General features: G+C 51.4%; 10 protein-coding genes and 4 pseudogenes. 6 read left to right on the forward strand and 8 right to left on the reverse strand.

Annotated elements, in window-relative coordinates; translation table 11 throughout:
* Positions 1-61: 61 nt before the first annotated feature.
* Positions 62-268, reverse strand: coding sequence for a hypothetical protein (locus tag IEY38_RS20975; RefSeq protein ID WP_188980989.1), 207 nt, complete (start codon positions 266-268; stop codon positions 62-64).
* A gap of 188 nt (positions 269-456) precedes the next feature.
* On the opposite strand from IEY38_RS20975, the gene IEY38_RS20980 reads away from it, so the two are divergent.
* The gene (locus IEY38_RS20980) at positions 457-873 is read left to right on the forward strand and encodes a DoxX family protein (RefSeq protein WP_188979816.1); all 417 of its coding nucleotides are present in this window, start codon (positions 457-459) and stop codon (positions 871-873) included.
* Between the two features lie 227 nt (positions 874-1,100).
* On the opposite strand, the gene IEY38_RS20985 is transcribed toward IEY38_RS20980, so the two are convergent.
* The 3 genes and pseudogenes from IEY38_RS20985 to IEY38_RS20995 form a co-directional block, all read right to left on the reverse strand.
* Entirely contained in the window at positions 1,101-1,379 is a 279-nt protein-coding gene (locus tag IEY38_RS20985) for a hypothetical protein (RefSeq protein ID WP_188980992.1), read from the reverse strand.
* Positions 1,380-1,779: 400 nt separating this feature from the next.
* Positions 1,780-3,339 (reverse strand): amidase, encoded by a 1,560-nt coding sequence (locus IEY38_RS20990; protein ID WP_004592192.1) that lies wholly within the window; start codon positions 3,337-3,339, stop codon positions 1,780-1,782.
* A gap of 1,948 nt (positions 3,340-5,287) precedes the next feature.
* A pseudogene (locus IEY38_RS20995) lies at positions 5,288-5,861 on the reverse strand (IS6 family transposase).
* A gap of 228 nt (positions 5,862-6,089) precedes the next feature.
* Here IEY38_RS20995 and IEY38_RS21550 point away from each other — a divergent pair.
* The 3 genes from IEY38_RS21550 (at position 6,090) to IEY38_RS21010 (ending at position 11,105) form a co-directional block, all read left to right on the forward strand.
* Positions 6,090-7,721 (forward strand): COG1361 S-layer family protein, encoded by a 1,632-nt coding sequence (locus IEY38_RS21550; protein ID WP_229775425.1) that lies wholly within the window; start codon positions 6,090-6,092, stop codon positions 7,719-7,721.
* Positions 7,722-7,724: 3 nt separating this feature from the next.
* Positions 7,725-10,232 (forward strand): efflux RND transporter permease subunit, encoded by a 2,508-nt coding sequence (locus IEY38_RS21005; protein ID WP_004592189.1) that lies wholly within the window; start codon positions 7,725-7,727, stop codon positions 10,230-10,232.
* 93 nt (positions 10,233-10,325) lie between these two features.
* Complete coding sequence (locus tag IEY38_RS21010) at positions 10,326-11,105, forward strand: TrmB family transcriptional regulator (protein WP_004592188.1); 780 nt, start codon at positions 10,326-10,328, stop codon at positions 11,103-11,105.
* Positions 11,106-11,555: 450 nt separating this feature from the next.
* Here the strand turns inward: IEY38_RS21010 and IEY38_RS21015 are convergent, their stop codons facing one another.
* From IEY38_RS21015 to IEY38_RS21025, 3 genes and pseudogenes are all read right to left on the reverse strand, one after another.
* Positions 11,556-12,314, reverse strand: a complete 759-nt coding sequence (locus IEY38_RS21015) for an SDR family NAD(P)-dependent oxidoreductase (RefSeq protein ID WP_004592187.1) — start codon at positions 12,312-12,314, stop codon at positions 11,556-11,558.
* Between the two features lie 237 nt (positions 12,315-12,551).
* A pseudogene (locus IEY38_RS21020) lies at positions 12,552-13,015 on the reverse strand (IS5/IS1182 family transposase); the annotation flags it as partial.
* Between the two features lie 59 nt (positions 13,016-13,074).
* Positions 13,075-13,797, reverse strand: coding sequence for a hypothetical protein (locus IEY38_RS21025; RefSeq protein WP_004592186.1), 723 nt, complete (start codon positions 13,795-13,797; stop codon positions 13,075-13,077).
* A 424-nt stretch (positions 13,798-14,221) separates the two neighbouring features.
* Between IEY38_RS21025 and IEY38_RS21555 the strand changes: the two genes are divergently transcribed.
* Both IEY38_RS21555 and IEY38_RS21035 read left to right on the forward strand, forming a co-directional pair.
* On the forward strand, positions 14,222-14,668 hold the full coding sequence (locus IEY38_RS21555; RefSeq protein ID WP_004592185.1) for a potassium channel family protein: 447 nt from the start codon (positions 14,222-14,224) through the stop codon (positions 14,666-14,668).
* Between the two features lie 234 nt (positions 14,669-14,902).
* Positions 14,903-16,449: pseudogene (locus IEY38_RS21035) on the forward strand (TrkH family potassium uptake protein).
* A gap of 1,219 nt (positions 16,450-17,668) precedes the next feature.
* Here IEY38_RS21035 and IEY38_RS21960 read toward each other — a convergent pair.
* Positions 17,669-18,523 (reverse strand): annotated as a pseudogene (locus IEY38_RS21960) (IS110 family RNA-guided transposase); the annotation flags it as partial.
* Positions 18,524-19,726 lie beyond the last annotated feature (1,203 nt).

A 19,726-nucleotide genomic window follows, 5' to 3' on the forward strand; every position in this document is an offset into this window, starting at 1 on the left:
GTCCCTGAGCTGGCAGTCACACCAAGGGCCGTCGCAACGGCCGTGAGGTATGTTCGTCGATTCATTCGTCAGTAAACGCCGAGTCGTCGCGGACGTTCACTGAGATCCCATCACTACTCTCCGTAACGTAGAGAACCGTGTTTGCCTCCGAGTCATGGAGTCGGAGCTGACTGTCGACGCTACTTGACTCTGGCAGGAGGAGTTCAGAGACACTGTCAAACTCTTGCCGGGAAACATCGTACCGCTCATCGTCATCATCGTGTGACATAGCTACACTTCTGGGTAGGGGGCTGAGAAAATTAAGTGGGCCAGTAACACCGATGTTACGTAGTAGTACAGGTGTCGCCAAACACCTACAAATGTCCTCAGTTTAGACGTAAACATGGTACACCTGACTGTAACTGTTGAAACAATAAGGAAGAATGTGGGTGGCGAATATTGGGAGGTGCGTGCATAATGGCTATTGAAGGCATGGAGGGACTAGCACTCCTCGCTGGTCGCGTCCTGTTCGGGGGCGTGCTTGCGTTTACCGGCCTAAATCACTGTTTCGAGACTGAAGAGATGACTGGCTACGCAGAATACAAGGGCCTTCCAGCACCCAAATTGGGTGTGTTGCTCTCCGGAGGCCTCCTCATCGGAGGTGGACTCGGGATTATTGCCGGTGTTCTGCCAGCTATCAGCGCGATATTGATTGCTGTATTCCTCGTCGCTTCCGCGCTTATTTTCCACGACTTCTGGGCTGTCTCGGAAGATGAGCAACAAACTGAGATGACGCAGTTTCTGAAGAATATTGCATTGGCCGGGGGTGCGCTGATCATCGTTGCGATCGGTTCACAGTCCTGGGCATATAGTCTTGGCATCACTATTCTCTAACCCTGCTCGAGGCTGAGCGTGCCTGTCTCTTTGAGGAAACACAACAAGATAGTCACTCATATATAATAGTTGTACATTTCTAAATATCGGTGATGACAGCACATTGCGAGTGGCCAGAACGTCCAGATTCCATACGCTGGAATGTACAATACCCCTCTGGGCTCTCGACCATATATTCTGACAGCTAGCGAGATACCAATCAACTACTGGGGCGGTCGGTCGAACACTCACAGGCTTTCGAGGATTTCCCCCATCTCGGCCGCGGTCATCGCGGTCGCCGTTCCAGTGATTCTATCGATTGTGGACACCCCACCGGTTCCAGTGAACGATCCACCCTGTTTCGAGTGTTCTCGACAACCGTCCTGACAGCGGTAGCCTACCCCGCCGACGCGCACAATCGCCTTGTAACTCAATAAAAAGTCGAGATACTGTCGTTTGTTCAGGCGATCGCAGCGAGAGTTTGGTGGCCGCTCCGGCAGGGAGTCAGTTACTGGCGAGAGTTGCATCTGGACATCGCGCGTGTTGAGGACGCCAGCGGGTCAGGCCTTACTACGTTCTCGCAGCCCATCTAAACCGGATGGTAGCCGTCGTCAAAGTTGTGCTGCCGTCCTCGAGCTGAAAGTTGTCTGAGGGCCCTCATATCAGTGCTGAGGAACGTACCAGTGAACCCAAGGAGACAGGCCAGCAAATGCTGCGCCAATGAGGTAGGGACCAATGAACTCAACTTGGAGAAAGTGCCCAACTGGGGAAACGTATACGACCCCGAAGAGGACGCAGGATAGGGCAGTGCTCGAGGGGTCCGACGCCCGGCATTCATCCAGACCTGTCTCCCACCCTTCGCGCCGCCGGCTGGTCGGCCTAATTAGCGTGCAACACTCCAAAATCCGGAACAACTGATAGCGTGAGTTATGGTTGCTCCCAGTCGACTTCGGCTTCGAACGAGCTGGCGATGTTGAACAGGGCCGTCTCGTCGAGATGGCTCCCAACGAGCATCATCCCCACAGGAAGTCCGTCCGGCTTCGCACACGGAACGGTTAGAGCCGGGTGGTTTGTCAGGTCAAACATCCCCGTATTCGCCAGGTTGCCAAGCGTACGGCCAACCCGTTCGACCCGACTCAGGCTGTCGTCCCGCTCATACGGGAGCATCGGGGTCGTCGGGAGGACCAGCGCGTCGTGTTCTTCCAGATGGACATTGTACTTCCGCTCAGCGTCTAGTGCGAGATTCTTTGCCTTTGCGTACAGTTCGATGCTGTACTCATCACGTAAGTGAGCGTCAGCCAGTAATGACGTCTTGACTGTTGGCGGGAACTCGTGGGCACGCGCTTCACGGAACTTACTGAACGCCTCAAGCAGATCATTCCAGTACCATCCCTTGTAATTCGTGCCAACGCCCTCATCTTTTAGTAAGCTGATGCCACCTTGGGTCGCAGCGACCGTCCAGATCGGGACAGTTAGCCGATGTGTATCAACTGACACTGATTCGGTTTCCGCACCGAGTCCTTCAAGAACCTCGATAGCGCCTCGAACGGCGGCATCGACTTCCTCGTCTGAACTCTCCCAACCAAACCCTTCCTCAAGGACGCCAATGGACACACCGTCAAGATCCTCCTCAAGCGCTCCAGTGTAATCGTCTGCCTCAACACCGCGTGGCTGCCGAGGGTCCATTTTCAGCCCATCCTGAAGATCTTCGCCGGCAATGACCTCCATAATAGCTGCAGCATCTTCGACGGTTTTGGCCTGTGGTCCCGTGTGATCGTATCCACGATCGATTGGGAAAATGCCGGTGTACGGAACAAGGCCTGTTGTTGGCTTCAGTCCGACAAGGCCGGACCAAGCGCTCGGGACCCGAATCGAACCACCCTGATCGCCACCGAGGGCAGCGTCGCAGTCACCTGCGGCCGGCGCGGCACCGCTGCCACTAGATGACCCGCCTGTAAGGTGCCCTTCAGCATGTGGTGTCTCAACGGTACCGAAATCGCTCATGTCGCTGGATCCAGACCACGCAAAGCTCTCCATATTGAGCTTGCCTGTGAGGGTCGCCCCAGCGTCTAGTAGACGGGTCGCCACAGTGGCGTCAATCTGTGGCACGTATCCTTCAAGTACGGACGAGCCACATGTCATTTCGTATCCCGCAAGCGCAATGTTGTCTTTAAGCCCGATTTCCATCCCCGAAAGCGGACCGCTTTCGGCTCCTTCGACAGTGAATTTCGTAATCCACGCGTTGTAAGGGTCCTCAGTAGCATCCGGTCGATAGCCGGGTGACCTATCAGTGTACTTGATGTCGTGAACACCGAATTGAGGATTGTCGGCCTCGGCAACGCGTCCAGCGTCTTCGAGCGTCGCGTTGACTAACTCTTGATAATCTTCAATTTCGTCCTCATTTAGCCGCAGTCCGGCAGCAGCAGCGAGTTCTGCGAGCCGCTCCTGTGAGGGCTGGTGAATCGTTTGCTCGTCACTACTCGGCATATGTCTCTCCCGAATGCATCGTCACAGAAGATATCGTATCTGATACTATTACCACGCTTTCCCGTTCGCTGTGTGTGATTAAGTCTTTTCTCTTGTTGGCATTATTTTCGTCATCTGTACTCTTTTTTGCCCCATAACGATACAGTAACAGTATATTATTTGCTGAAGCATGAATTTCTAGTTCTACTTGGATATGAGATGTGAGTAGAATCGGTTTTCGGCACTTTGTAGCGTCAGGCATCTCTGCCTGTAGGCTGCGTTTCTGGGTCGGTTCGTGGCGGGTCAAGGGTGTAGACGGTTCCCGATTAGGGAGATGTATACGACCTCGAAGCGGACGCAGGGTAGAGCAATATTCGGGGACCTGACGCCCAGATTTCATGCAGTCCTCTACCACCCTTCGCGCCACCGGCTGCCTAGTTTGATTGACGTGCAACAAATCAGTCCAGAACCCGGAAAAATGGTATGGGCGGGCTATAACACCTTCCTGTTTTCTATCCCCTCTGTTGCTATCAGGTGTCCAGTATCCTCGTCATTTCGGAAGCCGCAGTGTCAAGCGCTTCCTGTGCGGTTTTACTTCCCTGAATCGCCTTATTCATCGCATCAGCTGCGATGTCCATGAGTGCCATATTCTGTGGCAAATCAAGTGGCACCGGCGGCCGGTTCGTCCGGGTTATCGACAGCGGATTTAGCCTCCGCAACCGTAGCACGGGTGAAGAGACGGATTTTGGATGCCACACCAATCTGTCTCTTCGCTTTCTACCGAGATAACGCAGTCGTAGTCGTAGTCGTTGCGTCTAGCGAAACTACAGAGCCGATTATTACTAATTGTGCGGATAGGTTCTGAGGTCCAGCCCGCCAGTCAGTACGCCTCCCAGAGATGTCTGGGTAGACTGGGTTCGAACCTGTCGGTGTAGGCGGCAAGACCGGATAGTGGCCATTGTACTCGCTCCATTCGAAGGCACCCCGGCTAGCCACTATTCCGTCGGTGATCAAGTATTGTATTCGCTATAGGAGTCTGTGCTGTGGCTGTACGACTGCGGACATCTGGCGTGTCCAACTCGCGTACTCGGTGCTGAACAAGCTGGAATGTATATGATGACATATCGAAAGTATTTTTAATCGGGAATGTGTTTTATGAGATAGGTTCTGATCCCCGTTCTAGATCCCCCTGATAACCAATTGAGTCACCACAGGCTCCGGGTCCAGAACCTGTTGTCGTGGATGGCTACTCAAATGGTGCAGAGCACGCCACTCCCACACCCACTTCCTTCCGGCTTCCCACTATTTTCGTCCCGTGACTGTCCCTATCTGAGAATCGGCTGTCCATACAGGGCTGAACCCGCTGATCGCTGCCACCAGAATCGGGTGTAACGAGACCTATCCCAACGCTGGCTTACGATTCTGCGACTATCAAACGTTTTTTTATCTCGACTCGCTCCACGCTTCGATGGGTTCTGGGCCCTGCTCTGCATTCTCATAGGATTCAATCAGTCTCTCAGATAGCCCGGGACTAGAACCCGTCGCGACTTTGGCGACGCTGAATGGGCTGTAACATGCCATTTGCCCATGGCTGTCGCCCATTCTGTTGCTGGCGGTGATGCCCGCGTCTTCGAACATGTCCGCCAGCGCGGCATGGGATTGCGTAAAAATTACTAATCCTATCATTAGTATTGAATGATGGGTGCTGCCCCCCGCTCCATGTTTCCTCGAGATCTGCTCGGCTGAGTGAATGTGGTAGGTGTAGGACACAGACGTTGCTCAGCCATGACTGTCGGTTGTCGCTGACTGGTGGATCAGGGCTTCTGTCTCAGCAACTCGGCAGACTGTGCAGGGATATCTCAAAGCTCTTCGTAAATATATTTGTGGCGAAAACTCTTGCGGGGCGACGGGCTTTCAGTAGTCATTAGATGGAACACCTGTGTAAAGGTAGTGTCTAGATTAGCTAGTTCTATGGGAAGACGAACACTTGTAACCAATTTTCGGCGGTGCTTGGTTTGACGTGACTGACTATATTTGAGAACTGGATTGTTCGTCGCTTTATTTCACGGAAGACACGTTCGACGGTATTCCGATTCCCATCTGTGACGTGTTGGAATCGGAGCCCGTGGTGATGGCAGGCTGTCTGCAGCCATGGCACACCGTCAACGAGAAAGACCGCGTCGTTGACCTGATGTTTCTCCCGAAGTTCGGAGAGAACTATCGAAGAAATCGCGGAGGTTCTCGTCGAATAGGGTCACACATGGAGCAAGCGGTATGTTCCAAGATCGTCGGCAGCTACGGCCAATGTCGCTCAAAATTGAGCCGAATCACAGTTCATCGACCGCAACATGAGTCGGATCCGCACCGTCTGTCGGCTATAGATCAGCTTTCTGTACCTATCGATGGACGGTAGTTCGATGACGATCGACACCCAAACACTTAAATATCGAGACGGTATCCGAAAATGATAGTCCAGCCACGTGTATCTGAATACCGAGTTTTATCGCTCGCTCGGGCATCCGTTCATGCTCCACAGAATCCAAATCAACCTACTCGCTACTCTCGCTGAGGCGTGTGGTTTCGGCCGGACAGCAAAAGGTACACTTGCTTCACTTTCATCGTTAACTAGACACCGCCATTGAGCAATGAGAAACATTCTTAAGTCTCTCATTCTCTTCTGTAAGTAGGTATGTACAAACAAAGTTATTTGCCTACCACTCAAGAGAGATTTTCATCACGACTATGTATTAAAGAATCTATTGGGGTGAACTGTGGTTTGTAATCACGTACGTTCTGTTATCGTTGCAACCATCCTTTCTGCCGTTCTTCTTGGCTCAACTATCGCTCCGGTAACTGCGCAAACGGCGGGGAATTCTGGACAGGTGATTGGATCCCCAGACATTGATATCAATGCTCCCACTCAAGAATTTGAACCAGGGACCCAAGCAGAACTGAAGCTTGAGGTGATAAACCGGGGTTCAATCAGAAAAGGTGGCCCTGCAGAGTATGAAGACCGCGTCACAACTGCCCGTGGTGTCGTAGCCGAAGTCGAATCCGGATCCGCACCAATTGAAATAAATACTGGACCAGTTGGTATCGGAAACGTACCAACAGGGACGACATCAGCCCCACCTGTCGACATCACTGTCCGAGATGGTGCAGAGCCAGGGACATACCGAGTCCCTGTCAAAATCAGCTACGCATCTACTCGAAGTGTCGATTTCGATAGCTTTGGACCCGAATACAACGATTTCGACCGGAGTCGAACAAAGTATGTAACGATTCGTGTGCGCAGTCAGTCGCGATTCGACATTGTCGATTCAACGACTACTGCCCAGGTCGGCGACCGTGGAAATCTCACTGTAACGATAGAGAACGTTGGTGACCGAGCAGCACGGGACGCGAGCGTTGCTGCAGCATCTTCCAGCGATGAACTGCTGTTTGGGACCGGATCGAAGAGTTCAACCGCAAATGTCGGGTCGTGGGAGCCAGGTGAACAGCGTGTCGTCGAATATACCGTTGAAATGGTTGACGACGCCACACTTCGAGCATACTCCGTTGATCTCACGGTGAACTACCGCGACACCGACGGAATTGACCGGGACTCTCGAACGCTGACTACCGGAGTGCGACCGACTGCTGAGCAGTCTTTCTCAGTTACAAACGTCTCGACAAATCTTCGCGTCGGTGAAGAAGGGACAGTTTCGGGAACAGTTGTTAATGATGGACCAGGTGCGGTTACAAACCCAGTTGTGATGTTCTCGCCATCCAACCCAAACATTGTAGTTGACTCCTCAGAATACGCGATTCCTGATATTGAACCAGGTGAGCGTGCTAACTTTGAGTATACTGTAACCGTAAGCGATGCAGGAAGCGCCAGTGTTCAGCAGTTCAATCTTACAACTCGTTATCGTAACGCGCGTGGCGATGTGCGGAGAAGTGATGTATTAGAGACAAAAGCAAGAGTTGAACCCAAGCGCGACAGATTCATTGTAAAAAGTACAACAGATAAAATCGAAGCTGGGAGTGACCAAGCCGTAACAATCCAAATCACTAACAACGGTGAGAAACCGCTACAAAACGTCGAAGCAAAGGCGTTTGTTGAAAGCCCCTTGTCCAGTGATAACGATGAAGCGATTGTCACCTCGCTGGCGGCAAACGAAACAGCCGAATTTACCATTGCACTCTCTGCAGCAGGTGATGCGCTCCCGAAAACATATCCAGTCTCACTTGATTTCCAGTACGAAATGCCAGATGGCGACTCTGAAGTCTCGAAAACATATACCACCGCAATTGACGTAACAGAAGTCGAGGAAAGTGGCTTCCCGCTCCCTCTTGTCTTAGGCGCGCTTGTCATCATTGGGATCGCTGGAATCGGCGGCTGGCGGCGGTGGTCGAGCTAATTCATGGATTTCGAGCTCAACTATCAGCGGTATATTGATATTGCAGACCACTGGATTGCGGATCGGCCAAAGCAGGTTATCCTCGTTTTTTTGCTTCTGTCAGGCGTGTTTGCGACTGGCCTTGGGCAGTCCGGCACGGAGTCTGGGACCAGTCAGTTTGTCGACGATGTACCTGCAGCCGATGCGTTGGACGAAGTAAACAACAATTTTGAGAGAATCACGTTTGAAACAGACACAGGGACGACACAACTCATCCACTCAGGTCAGAATGTCTTGTCGAAGCCAGAATTACTTCGGATGCTTCGAGCGCAGCATCGGCTGTCAAAGAACCCTGAGATGCAGGTCGAATCTACCACAAGCGTCGCACAGGCAGTTGCCAGAACCCTTGACCCGTCTGCAGAAACATTCGAAGAGCAGATCCGCGCTGTTGAAACCGCGACACCGAGCGAGATTGACCAAGCTGTGCAAACAGCCGCTGAGCGGAATCCACAATTTCGAGCCAGTCTCAGCAACGACTTCAATGCTCGTTCAGCCAGCGCTTCAGCAACAATCGGGATCGTTACACATCAACTGCAAACCGAAACCGATAGCGGTCCGGGTAGCAGCGGGTCAAGCCCACTCACTAGTATCCAGCAGCAAGCGGTCTTTATCGTTGATTCCGTTGGTGGTGACATCACTGTTTTCGGAAGTGGCCTCACATCTGAAGAGCTGTCATCAGTGATAAGCGACTCACTAGCTCTAGTAGTACCCGCTGCAGTCGGACTGATCCTGTTTTTCCTTATTATTGCCTATCGAGACCCCGTCGATCTTCTATTAGGTGTGGTGGCGTTAGCGATGGCAATTCTCTGGACATTCGGCTTTATGGGCTTGGCAGGCATCGCGTTCTCACAACTACTAATCGCAGTTCCCCCCCTTCTACTTGCGGTCGGGATTGACTTCGGTATTCACGCAATCAATCGCTACCGTGAAGAACGGGTCCAAGGGTACGGGATCCAAGAGTCGATGCGGACCACTACCGATCAGTTGCTCGTCGCATTTGCTATTGTGACTGGTACTACCGTAGTTGGCTTTGCTGCAAATATGAGTAGCCCATTGGGATCGATTCAGGACTTTGGCATTGTCGCTGCCATCGGTATTGTATTCACATTCCTCATCTTTGGAGTGTTTCTTCCAGCAAGCAAGGTCTATGCTGATCAATTATGCCAGCGATATTCGATTCCAACGTTCGGGTCACAACCGATGGGGTCGGAGGACTCACTACTTGGTCGAGTCCTCCTAGTTGGCGTACACATCGGTAGAGCCGCTCCAAAGACCTTCATAATCCTACTGGTACTCAGCACAGCGTGGGTCGGTGTCTATGGCTCTGGAGTTGAGTCGCGGTTCTCGCAGGATGACTTTCTGCCTCCGGAAGAAAATCCAGAGTATCTGGAATACTTGCCAGCAAGTGTACAGCCAAGCGAGTACACGGTGACAGAAACAACAAATTTCCTCGAGGATCGGTTCCAAACTGGCGAGGAGGATACAACGACAGTGTACGTTGAAGGGTCGTTAACAAATGACGGGGCTCTTGAATCTATGTACCGCGCAGGAGACTCTCCGCCGGATAGCTTTATTATTGATGAAGGTCATGCCCGTGAAACATCTATCGTTACTGTTATACGGTCGTACGCTGATCGAAACCCCGAGTTCGCTGCACTTGTCGCCCAAAACGACCGAAACGCGAACGGGATCCCAGATGATAACTTGGTAACAATCTATGATGCCTTACTTGACTCACCAGCGCGAGGACAGGCGCTGAATTATATTACCGACGACTACACGTCAGCGCGTATTGAGTACGCTGTTGAAGCCGATGCAACACAGGATGAAGTGACTTCTGACACCCGCACTGTTGCGGATCGCTTCCGGTTTAAAGCAACTGCAACTGGCGGTGTCATTGTTCTCAAAGCAGTTTCAGACGTGATTGGTGAGTCAGCGCTGATTAGCCTCGCTCTTGCTCTCGTCGGGTCTGGTATCTTCCTTATTATCGCGTATGCCGTGCTTGAAGGCCGGCCTATTCTTGGGGTGGTTAATCTCCTGCCTATTGCAATCACCGTTGCTGGTATCGCTGCAACAATGCGTTACCTCGGGATTCCATTTAACGTCCTGACTGGAACCATCCTCTCGATCGGGCTCGGGCTTGGAACAGACTATTCTGCACACCTGATCCACCGATTCTCAGAAGAATATGAACGAGGTACGGACGTCTTTGTGGCACTCACTACGACAGTCCGCGGTACTGGTGGAGCACTTACCGGTTCGATGTTAACAACAGTGTCAGGAATTGGGGTGCTCGTAATTGCAATCACACCAGTGCTTGGACAGTTCGGCATATTGACTGGGCTGACAATTCTTTATTCGTATCTTGCATCGATAATTATCGTCCCCTCTGCACTTGTGATCTGGTCCCGATTCGTTGAATATGATATTACACAGTTCCTGTCTCGACACGACTTTCGGGTGAACCAATGAGCGAACGCCATTCAAATATGATTGAATACACAATGTTCAAAAACCGAATAACAACAGCACACACGATAGTAAAGCATTCGGAGAATCAATAGCATGAGCGATAACGAGGCAACTGAGTCATTGAAAAAGCTAGGGCTGTCAACGTATGAGGCACGGGTATTTATCGCACTCGTTGAGATTGGGAGCGGGACTGCCCGTGAGATAGCTTCTGTAACCGAGGTTCCCCGATCACAAGTATACACGACAGCACACGATTTAGAGAGTCGCGGGTTCATTAGCATCCAGCAGTCGAATCCACAGGTATTCCAACCTGTTTCACTGGATGAAGCAAAAGCGCAGCTTGAAAATCGGTTTGAAACTCAGCGTGATAGTGTGTTTGACTATCTTGAGTCGTTGGAATCTGCTACTGGAAATGAAGCTGAAGAGAACGAAGATGTCTGGTCAATCACTGGAGAAACAGCTATTACCGAGAGGATTGCTAAACTAGCTTCCGAAGCGAACCAAACAATTCTGTATGGTGGCCCAAATCTTGTTGACCCAAGCCCAGACTTGGTAACAGCACTGGAAGCAGCGTGTGAGCGTGGTATTGACGTCACACTACTTGCAAAGAGCGGTCAGACGGTCGATAGTTCGTGGCTCGACAATGACACTATCGACGTGTTCCGTTCTTCGCAGGTGAATCAAAGTAACGAATATGCTGAGCGAATGCTGATAGTCGACCTTGACGTGTTTCTACTTAGTGTTCGCGGCGGCAAAGCAGATGAGGAAACCGCCGTTTGGAGTGCGCGGACCACCTTCGCGCAGATATTCTGCCAATTAACAATTGGGAACTTCGAGGAAATTACCACGAAAACTCCGATAAACTCGCCGTAAGTCCTACCAGAAAGAGTCTCCCAAGTGAGTTCTACAAGAGTGCTGATCGAGAACCAGAACTGACCAAGATTTGAGACGACTTGAATTAAAAATTCTAGCAGGTATATAATCGCAGGCAATCGTTGGGAGCAGCTCTGCCATCCGTCTCCGGTGGCAGTGATTAGCGCCTCACCGCTGCGCAGACAGATGATACCCTGGCAGAGGCCGCGGTACAAGGATGGTAAGCAGCCGGGGAAGTGGAGTGCTACCCATCATTGAGAGTCGTCATCGACGACGACAGGTTCCGGCCTTGCGTCCATCGATGGTTTGTGGAGAGATGGATCGATGGCCCGAACTCACCAGTTGATGATTTATTGGCAGTCAAAAATTGTGAATTAGTTGGACACAATCTCCACCGGACTACTGCTAAAAATTCGTTGCCCTGTTCCGGCGGGTGGAATGATAACTGAGCTACAGTTCTTGATGGGTTGGTCTGATCAATAGTTCGTTGACATCAACATGCTTGGGTTGGCCAACAGCATATGTGATTGACCGGGCGATGTCTTTCGATGTGAGTGACTCCATCGTTTCGAGTGCTTCCTTTGTCTGCTGTTTTCGCTCTTCATCAGGTATGTGCTCTGCGAGTTCTGTATTGACATAGCCTGGCTCAATAAGAGTTACCCGGATGTCGTCTTCACCCGTGACTTCTTGACGGAGGCCCTCAGAAAAACCGTTGACGCCGAATTTTGTTGCGCTGTATGCACTCGACCCAGGGAACGACTTCCGGCCAGCTACTGATGATATATTGACAATATGGCCCGCACCGTGGTCTTGCATGGTTGGGAGGACTGCGTGAGTGAGCTTCATGAGTCCGCTCAGGTTCACATCAACCATTTGCTGGAAGTTCTCCGTATCAGCATCCTGAACTTCTTCAAGTAGCATCACGCCGGCATTATTGACCAGAATGTCGACCTGCCCAAACTCATCCACTGTTCGGTCAACTAGCTCCTGAATATCTGCGTCGCTGGTTACGTCAGTTGGACTAACGAGTGCGTCACCGCCATTTGCTCTAATCTGGTCGGCCAGACTCTCGAGCTCGTCTTTCCGTCGGGCAGCAAGAACGACAGCGACCCCTTCATCTGCTAGCGATTTCGCTGTTGCTTCGCCAATACCGGAAGATGCGCCAGTGATAATGGCGACTTTGCCGCCAAGATTCTCAATGAGATTCATTACGTCTCATTCACAATCGGGTGAGTCATAAGACACGCCGGGTGCAAGAAACACTGTCCGGGATTCTTACCCAATCCGATTGTTCATGTATGGAGTATGAGATCTGTATAGTAGCAAGTATCGAGAGTGTCATAGAAGAGCTCTCACACCGTGATGATCGTGCCACCTGGATTGTCTCCACGTTCGTAGTTGGTGATTGCGACGACGAGCCGAAGGCACAGAGCGAAAAAGTACTGGTCGCTGTTGGATCGTAGCACTTTGGTGCGTCTTGATCGGCAGTCTCCGGCCTCACATCCGTTGAACCAATGCAATAAGTCAAGTCGAGCAGGCCGCGGTAGGGGGCCTGTTCGACGAGGTGGTCGAAGACATCGCCGACAACATGTTCGAAGTCGGTAAGAAAGCGATCGACCGCGTCTCTCTACGGCGGTCGATCGAAGCCACAGCTCAACCAAACAACCGTGTTCCGACGCTCTCGTTCAACGGGGTGGATGCCATAGATGCCCTTGTAGTAACGTGGAGAAAGACACGCATCAGCTCTGGTGGTTCGTGGTCTCGTGTTCGCCCCGTCTCTGCCGGAGCGAACACATCGAACTCTTCGAGAAACTCGAAGGAAAGGTGCTCAAGCAACGCTAACGTCTCAGTCTCCACGACATTGAAGAACGAGTCTACCGAAGGGTATCTTGCAGGGTCGCTGGGCTCATTCCACCTTAGCGTTCACCCTGCTCTTCGGTATGGCAATCGTTCTATGACACCCTCAGTATCAGCTATTTCGAGACCACAGGAGAATGAGCATGAGTGCAAGCACTACTGTGCCAACATCAAATCCAGTACCGGTTGCCTCAGTCGACGGTTCTGAGTTTTCTACTGTTGCTTGCTCTTCGGTCACAGAAGTGAGAAGTATCGGTGTGATATCAGTTTCAGCATTCTGTACTCCATTACTCTCGATTTCCGTGGTAGTTTGTATCGGTGTTTCAGTTTCGTTGATGATTCGTTGTGGTGTTGGTTCAATGACCCTAAGTTCAATCCGATCAGTTGTATCAGCGGCTGTGGCCTCAATGGTGTACGTGCCCGGTTCGAATCCGGTCGTGTTTAATTCAACCCTCCAGACGCCGTCGGTTCCCCACTGGTCAGTAGTTGCGACTGCAACACGTTCGAACTCACTATTGAGGACATCAACAGTGATAGCATGATCATCTGGTCGGAGGTTTGTTAACCCATTCAGGAAGACAGTCTCATTTACTGCCACAGTCTTATTCTCTATCCATCCCCCGCGCCTTAGCCCGTCATGCCTCTCACTCTCCTCTGTAGTGAGGTTGATGATCTCAACGCTCGAAGTTACGAATCTAATTTGGCCTGTGTCCAGCGTAGAGCCCGTTGATGATTTCCCCTGTCCGGCATTAGTGACAGAGCCTGTAGCGACTGATACTGGACCGAAAACGAGCGCGATTACCGTGATCGCGAGCAGCGTGTAGCGACGGTACATGGATTAGTGTGTACAGTGAGCGACAGAGGTCTGTTTGCGTTATCAATGCAGTTCAGTACAGAGTAGTCTCTGAACTATAGAAATGGTTTCGCTGGACTGGTTACAGTATATCTGTTTGGAACGGGCCAGAAATATACCCTCTGCGAGTAACTAGTGGTTTCGGTGAGTGACTTTCTGTAGCTACGTGAAATTATTTCAGTGACATCGATGCCAATAATCCACTTGCTACGCCAGCTATGGTGTGAGATCAATTCTTGTTGTGTCGTGGTTATGATGTCGTAGAACAGTTTGTACACCCGTTTCGTTCCGGCATTTGTTGAACAAGGGCGCTCCAGCAGCTATATCGTAGCAAGAAGGGTACATCAGGTTTTGTACTGCGTTTAACAAAATAACAGTCTTACCTATCTATTTGTAACCCTCGGTAATGCACATCATTATTGTTGGTGCGGGGGACGTTGGACCCCCGCTACTGGGTCTTGCAACACAGTCCGGCGATGATGTCGTGGTCATCGAACAAGATGAAACGCAGGCACAAGCGATCGCAAACAACTATGACTGTATGATTCTCAATGCCGATGCCAGAAGAAGATCAGTGCTCAAAGAGGCTGGGGCCGGTCGAGCAAACACTCTCATCACAACGACTCAAATGGACGCAATAAATTTCTTCGTTTGTATGCTTGGTTCCGAGCTCGACATCCCAAACATCTCTTCGGTTCTTCACAGGGTCGAACATCATGAACTGTTCTCTAAGATGGGCGTCAATGTGATGGAAAGCCCCCATCACTTGGCGGCAAATGCACTTTATCGGACGGCACAACATCCCCCAATCAAGGGCTACATGAAAATTCAGGGCGGCGCAGAGGTTTTTTAATATTGAGGTTACAGAGGATGCGGAAATTGCAGGTATGATACTTGAAGACGCCAGGATGACTGGTCTAGTTCCCGACGATGTACTTATCGTTGCTTCTGTTCCTCCGGACAGCAACGAGCCACAAATCGCCAGTCCAACGACTTCGATTGACGCCGGAGATACTCTGACAGTGTATTCCGATCGCGGAGCGGATCCTGCGGTGACTGATATCTTTGGTCTCTTTGGGGAGTATCGATGACGCGCAATTACGTGGCACCGGTAGGGCGGGATCTCGGGTGGATTCTCAGAGTTTTTAGTGGAGTGATGTTTGTGCGATATTTATTCTATTAGACTGACAGGAATACTACACCATCTCTGGACTTGCTATTACGAGTCTCGTGACGTTTGTCCTCGGGTGGGGGCTTTCGACGACATTCGCTGATGCTGATACGCCGACCAAACTGCATGGGTTGATGATCGCTGCTACGGGATGGTTCACAATTACGATCTTTGGGTCGCTTCCATTTCTTACAATCTCTTGGATTGTGATTAACACTCCGGCTACCACGGTGACACCTCCACCATCAAGTTCTGTCGAAGCACTGGCGAACCCGCTGAACGCACTGTTCGAAAGCATGAGTGGGTTCACTGGCACAGGATTGACGATGGTTCCTGATGAAGGGACGCTTCCACACACGGTACAATGGTGGCGAAGTCTAACCGAGTGGATCGGCGGTGTTGGTGTGATTGTACTCACAACGGCGGCCCTCGTGCGTCCGGGAGCGGAATCATTCACACTGTATAAAAGCGAAGCTCGGTCGCAAAAGATCCACCCGAGCATCGTCTCGACTGTCCGAACGGTCTGGTGGATCTACGTTTTCTTCACTTCCCTATCGATTCTCGTGCTTTGGCTAGCGGGCCTTCCATTGTGGCATGCAATCAACCACGGCATGACTGCGATCTCGACTGGTGGATTCGCAGTCATCGATGGCTCAATCGGCGCGTACAATAACCCTCTCATAGAGCTCGTACTGCTTCCGATTATGATCGCGGGTGGGATCGCCTTTCCCGTCCACTACCTCGTTCTACAGGATGACTTCCATGGACTGTATGATGATCTGCAAACACGGTGGTTCGCTGCGGTTTTGTTCATCGGGACAATATTTCTCTGCCTCGGCGTTTTGCCGGCTTACGATGGAGCTGCCGAGGCACTCCAATACAGTGGCTTTCAGTTCGTTTCGGCGGTGACTGCGACCGGTTTCCAGACAGCAACCGACCCTGCACCCCGTTCATTATTCACTTGGCCAACAGTTGCGTTGCTTATCATGGTCTTTCGGATGGTTATCGGTGCCGCGGCCGGCTCTACCGCTGGCGGGATCAAGATTATCCGGCTTGCAATGCCGGTTAAAGGTATCCGATTTCAAATCTTGTCGGTCTTCTACCCAGGCAGTGCAGTTCGGCGATTGCAGTTTGACGACCGGATCCTTGACAAAAAAGAAGCACCCCGGGAGGTGGGTAAGGCAGTGATTATTTCGCTTCTCTGGTTAGTATTTCTCACAATGAGTGTATTTATCCTTATATTGGTCCTTCCGGACGACGCCTATCCGTTAGAAATGATCCTGTTCGAGGTCGCCAGCGCACAGGGGAATGTTGGTATTTCTACAGGGATTACTGGCCCCGAGTCGTTGCCAGCGATTCGAAAGGTTACATTCATGATGAATCTGTGGATTGGACGCTTCGAAATAATCCCAGCACTTTTAACAGTTAGGAAACTCTTCCTGTGGAGGGATATCTACGAATGAACCGATATCGTCCTCGGAGCCACATCCTTGATTGGGTGATTAACTCGGGACCAGACGATCCAATACTTAATATCTTTCATTTTTTAGGCCCATCGCTCATTATTGTTGTTGCCGTCGTCGGTAGGACTACTCAGACAACAAGTATCGTTACTGGTTACCTTGTCGTAGTTGTCACTTACATCGCCTGTAAAAGTTATAGTGATGATAATTGATCTCCACTGCCAGTGTACGTCAGCCATCACTAATCTTCCAGTTGACTCTGGAAAAATAAGATTATACGCGTCCCTGTCTGACGCAACTTACTTATCTGTGGTCAGCAAGTGTTCGTATGTTCGGAGAAAGCGATTCAGAGATACCGATTGGGGTCCAGGCGCTGGTCCAGTGTGCTGAGTGCGACACACCACTGGCCGGGGTCAATACTATTGGAGAGCAAGCATCAATCGAGACTGACATTGATGACTGCTCGACCCACCCAAACGCATCATACGTCCTTACTGTTGAGAAAATACAATCCAACTGACCTTTATTGGTTCGTGCATCCGCCCACCATCATCCGACGACGACCCATCTATCGACCAACAGCTAGCGGACAACATTATTCTCCTGCACTCTATCATACGTTATGGAACTTGATTTTATCACACACCCCAAGTTCCATCACTCACCACTGATACCAGATAGGCCTCGTTACAATAAAGGCTACCGTCTGACTCTCCTGACGCTTGTGCATCGATCAATTTGACTACGTGACAGCCTGAACAGCTGGTAGTTGTTTGCATGACGTGGCAGGATCTCGTAGAGATTGTCTTAGAGAGCACGATCGTCATTGCCGCCCCGCACACTCCGAGAATTGGGAGTCGATAATAGTGGATTCTCGCTAATACTCGAGGCACATTCCACCCCTTATAAAAGTCCTAATGGTAATATCATTTTCGCCTGTTCAATCCGCAGACGGACTGAGCACTCAATTCGTTCTCTGTCGCCTTGAAAATAACACTCTCTGAACCGCCTATGAAAATCCCGTACTGACTAATTCGACGCTGCTGAAAATAATTGTTTGTGTGAGCTTCAAGCTACCCGAACGCAGGCGAAGAATCACCAGACAACAGCTACTTGGCGGGCCAGAGTTCTTGACAGGCAGGAGGAATCGTATTGCGGTAGCGGTTGCTGTGGGGACGAAAGCAAGCCGTGCCTGAGCGACTGGACCGGTCGCTCGGACACTCACCTCCGGTGGGTCGTAGGCTTCTTTGCGCGTCAGCACATGAAAGATCGACACGAGCATCTTGCGAGCCGCTGCGACAATCGCTATCTGATGGTTCTTCCGCTCTTTCAATCGCGTGTAGAAGTTCCCGAGGGGCTCGTCACAGCGAACTGTGATGTTCGCACACTGAACGAGGGCCCAGTGCAAGGGCGCTGAGCCCTCTTTACTGATGCCACCGCGAATCTCTTTATGACCAGATTGGTGAACCGTCGGATCAAGCCCTGCGTAGCTCACGAGTTCTTTGTCTTCATCGAAGCGGTTGATCTCACCGACCTCGGCGACGATCACAGCAACAGTGTACTGCCCGACACCCGGAATCGTCAGCAGGGTTGGGCTGCTGGCGATTCCAGTACCTTCTGTTCAATCGTTTCTTCGATGGCTTCGATTTGCTCGTCGTAAGCGTCAATCACTGAGAGATGAGTTTCAATGATCGTGCGGTCGGCGTCACTCAGCCAGAGTTCCGCCGGGAACTCTCGTCCGGTCGGGCCGAACAATTCGCTGTCGTAGGTATTGTCGGTGCGAGTGAGGACTGCTCTGACACGGTTTTCAGCAGTCCGCTCTTCGGACTAACGACTTGCGCGTCCGGATGAGATCCGCACGCTGCGGGATCTCGTCCGGTGGAACGTAACTCTCAGCCAGCATGTCCGCCCGGAGCATGTGCGCGAGTCTCTTCCTATCGACACGATCTATTTTGACCGTTGCATCGGCGATGATCCGGTTCTTTGATGGATTTACTAGGGTGACATCGAGATGCTCGTCGAGCATCTCGTAGATCGGGCGATAGTTGCCCGAGGCTTCGATGGCAGCGTCGCCACTAGGTACTCTTGTGCGGGTCGGTGAACGACGGACCGATCTAGATCGCCGCTGCCGACAAGCAAGATTTTGTCGTCTGTGGGAGCCTCATCGACCACCACACGATGCATGACGCTCTCCTCATCGCGAACTACAGAGTTCGGGGAACAGAAGCTATTCTGACTAACGACGCGGCGTTTAGCAGTGAAGCCACCATCTGGTGATATCGCAGGCCCGCCTATCACACAGCTTCTATATCCTCACACAGTACGGCTACTCAAACTGATCAATGTGCAGCGAACTTGTCTAAGTCGGGAGCCGCTGGTACAATGCGATTCTGTGATCACAATTAGTCGACGTATACGACCCGGGGAGAACGTAGGATAACAGTAGTTGTTAATGCGGCCAGTTCCTTCAATTTTAACCCTGTAATAAACACTTCAGACGCATTCTTACAAGGCAATCTCTGAATAAAGAAACCGTGCTACTAACTACTGATAAAGCAATGTTCGTGGGGCCAGACGCTCCACTTGCATCCAGCCCTCGTCTCCCCCTCGCGCCGCTGGCTAGTCGGCCTGATTAGCGTACAACAAATACCCCCAAATCCGGAACAACTGCTAGTCATATGTGTCATGTGTGACGAGGGGAGTCCCAAAGTATCTCTGTCTGTTGGCTGTGTTACTGGGTCGATTCGTGACGGGTCAAGTGGGTGGAGGGTTACCGACGGCGGGCGTATGTGACCCCAGAAAGACGCTAGATGAAACGCTATCAGAGGGACTGATGCCCTGCGTTCATTCAGCCCTCGTCCCCTTCGGGCCGCCGATGGTCGGTTTGATCAGCGTACAATGAATTACCCCAAACACCGGACCAACTGCTACGGCAAATTAATTGCAGTGACATCAAGACAATCAGCTTGCCACGCCAATTATGACGTGACGTCGATTCCTGCTGCGTCGCGGGTCGCTATGGCCACACCGTTTGTTCCTTGTGTGGTCTCATAAATCAGCGTCTCGGCTGTATCGTCGTAGAGACGAACGTATTCGTCAGCCGGTCCATTAGAGTCTGGTGCTGCAAACCGGGTTATATCTGCGAACTCTTGTCTTACTGACTCGTATCGCTCATCACTGTCGTCTCCAGCGACAGTCCCTGAGCTGGCAGTCACACCAAGGGCCGTCGCAACGGCCGTGAGGTATGTTCGTCGATTCATTCGTCAGTAAACGCCGA

The sequence above is a fragment of the Haloarcula sebkhae genome (assembly GCF_014647415.1).
GTDB classification, from domain to species: Archaea; Halobacteriota; Halobacteria; order Halobacteriales; family Haloarculaceae; genus Haloarcula; species Haloarcula sebkhae.

What these genes read in the sequence shown, in the direction of transcription:
- IEY38_RS20975 (WP_188980989.1), bottom strand. Translation starts at nt 268, where the DNA reads ATGTCACACGATGATGACGATGAGCGGTACGATGTTTCCCGGCAAGAG.
- IEY38_RS20980 (WP_188979816.1), top strand. Translation starts at nt 457, where the DNA reads ATGGCTATTGAAGGCATGGAGGGACTAGCACTCCTCGCTGGTCGCGTC.
- IEY38_RS20985 (WP_188980992.1), bottom strand. Translation starts at nt 1,379, where the DNA reads ATGCAACTCTCGCCAGTAACTGACTCCCTGCCGGAGCGGCCACCAAAC.
- IEY38_RS20990 (WP_004592192.1), bottom strand. Translation starts at nt 3,339, where the DNA reads ATGCCGAGTAGTGACGAGCAAACGATTCACCAGCCCTCACAGGAGCGG.
- IEY38_RS21005 (WP_004592189.1), top strand. Translation starts at nt 7,725, where the DNA reads ATGGATTTCGAGCTCAACTATCAGCGGTATATTGATATTGCAGACCAC.
- IEY38_RS21010 (WP_004592188.1), top strand. Translation starts at nt 10,326, where the DNA reads ATGAGCGATAACGAGGCAACTGAGTCATTGAAAAAGCTAGGGCTGTCA.
- IEY38_RS21015 (WP_004592187.1), bottom strand. Translation starts at nt 12,314, where the DNA reads ATGAATCTCATTGAGAATCTTGGCGGCAAAGTCGCCATTATCACTGGC.
- IEY38_RS21025 (WP_004592186.1), bottom strand. Translation starts at nt 13,797, where the DNA reads ATGTACCGTCGCTACACGCTGCTCGCGATCACGGTAATCGCGCTCGTT.
- IEY38_RS21555 (WP_004592185.1), top strand. Translation starts at nt 14,222, where the DNA reads ATGCACATCATTATTGTTGGTGCGGGGGACGTTGGACCCCCGCTACTG.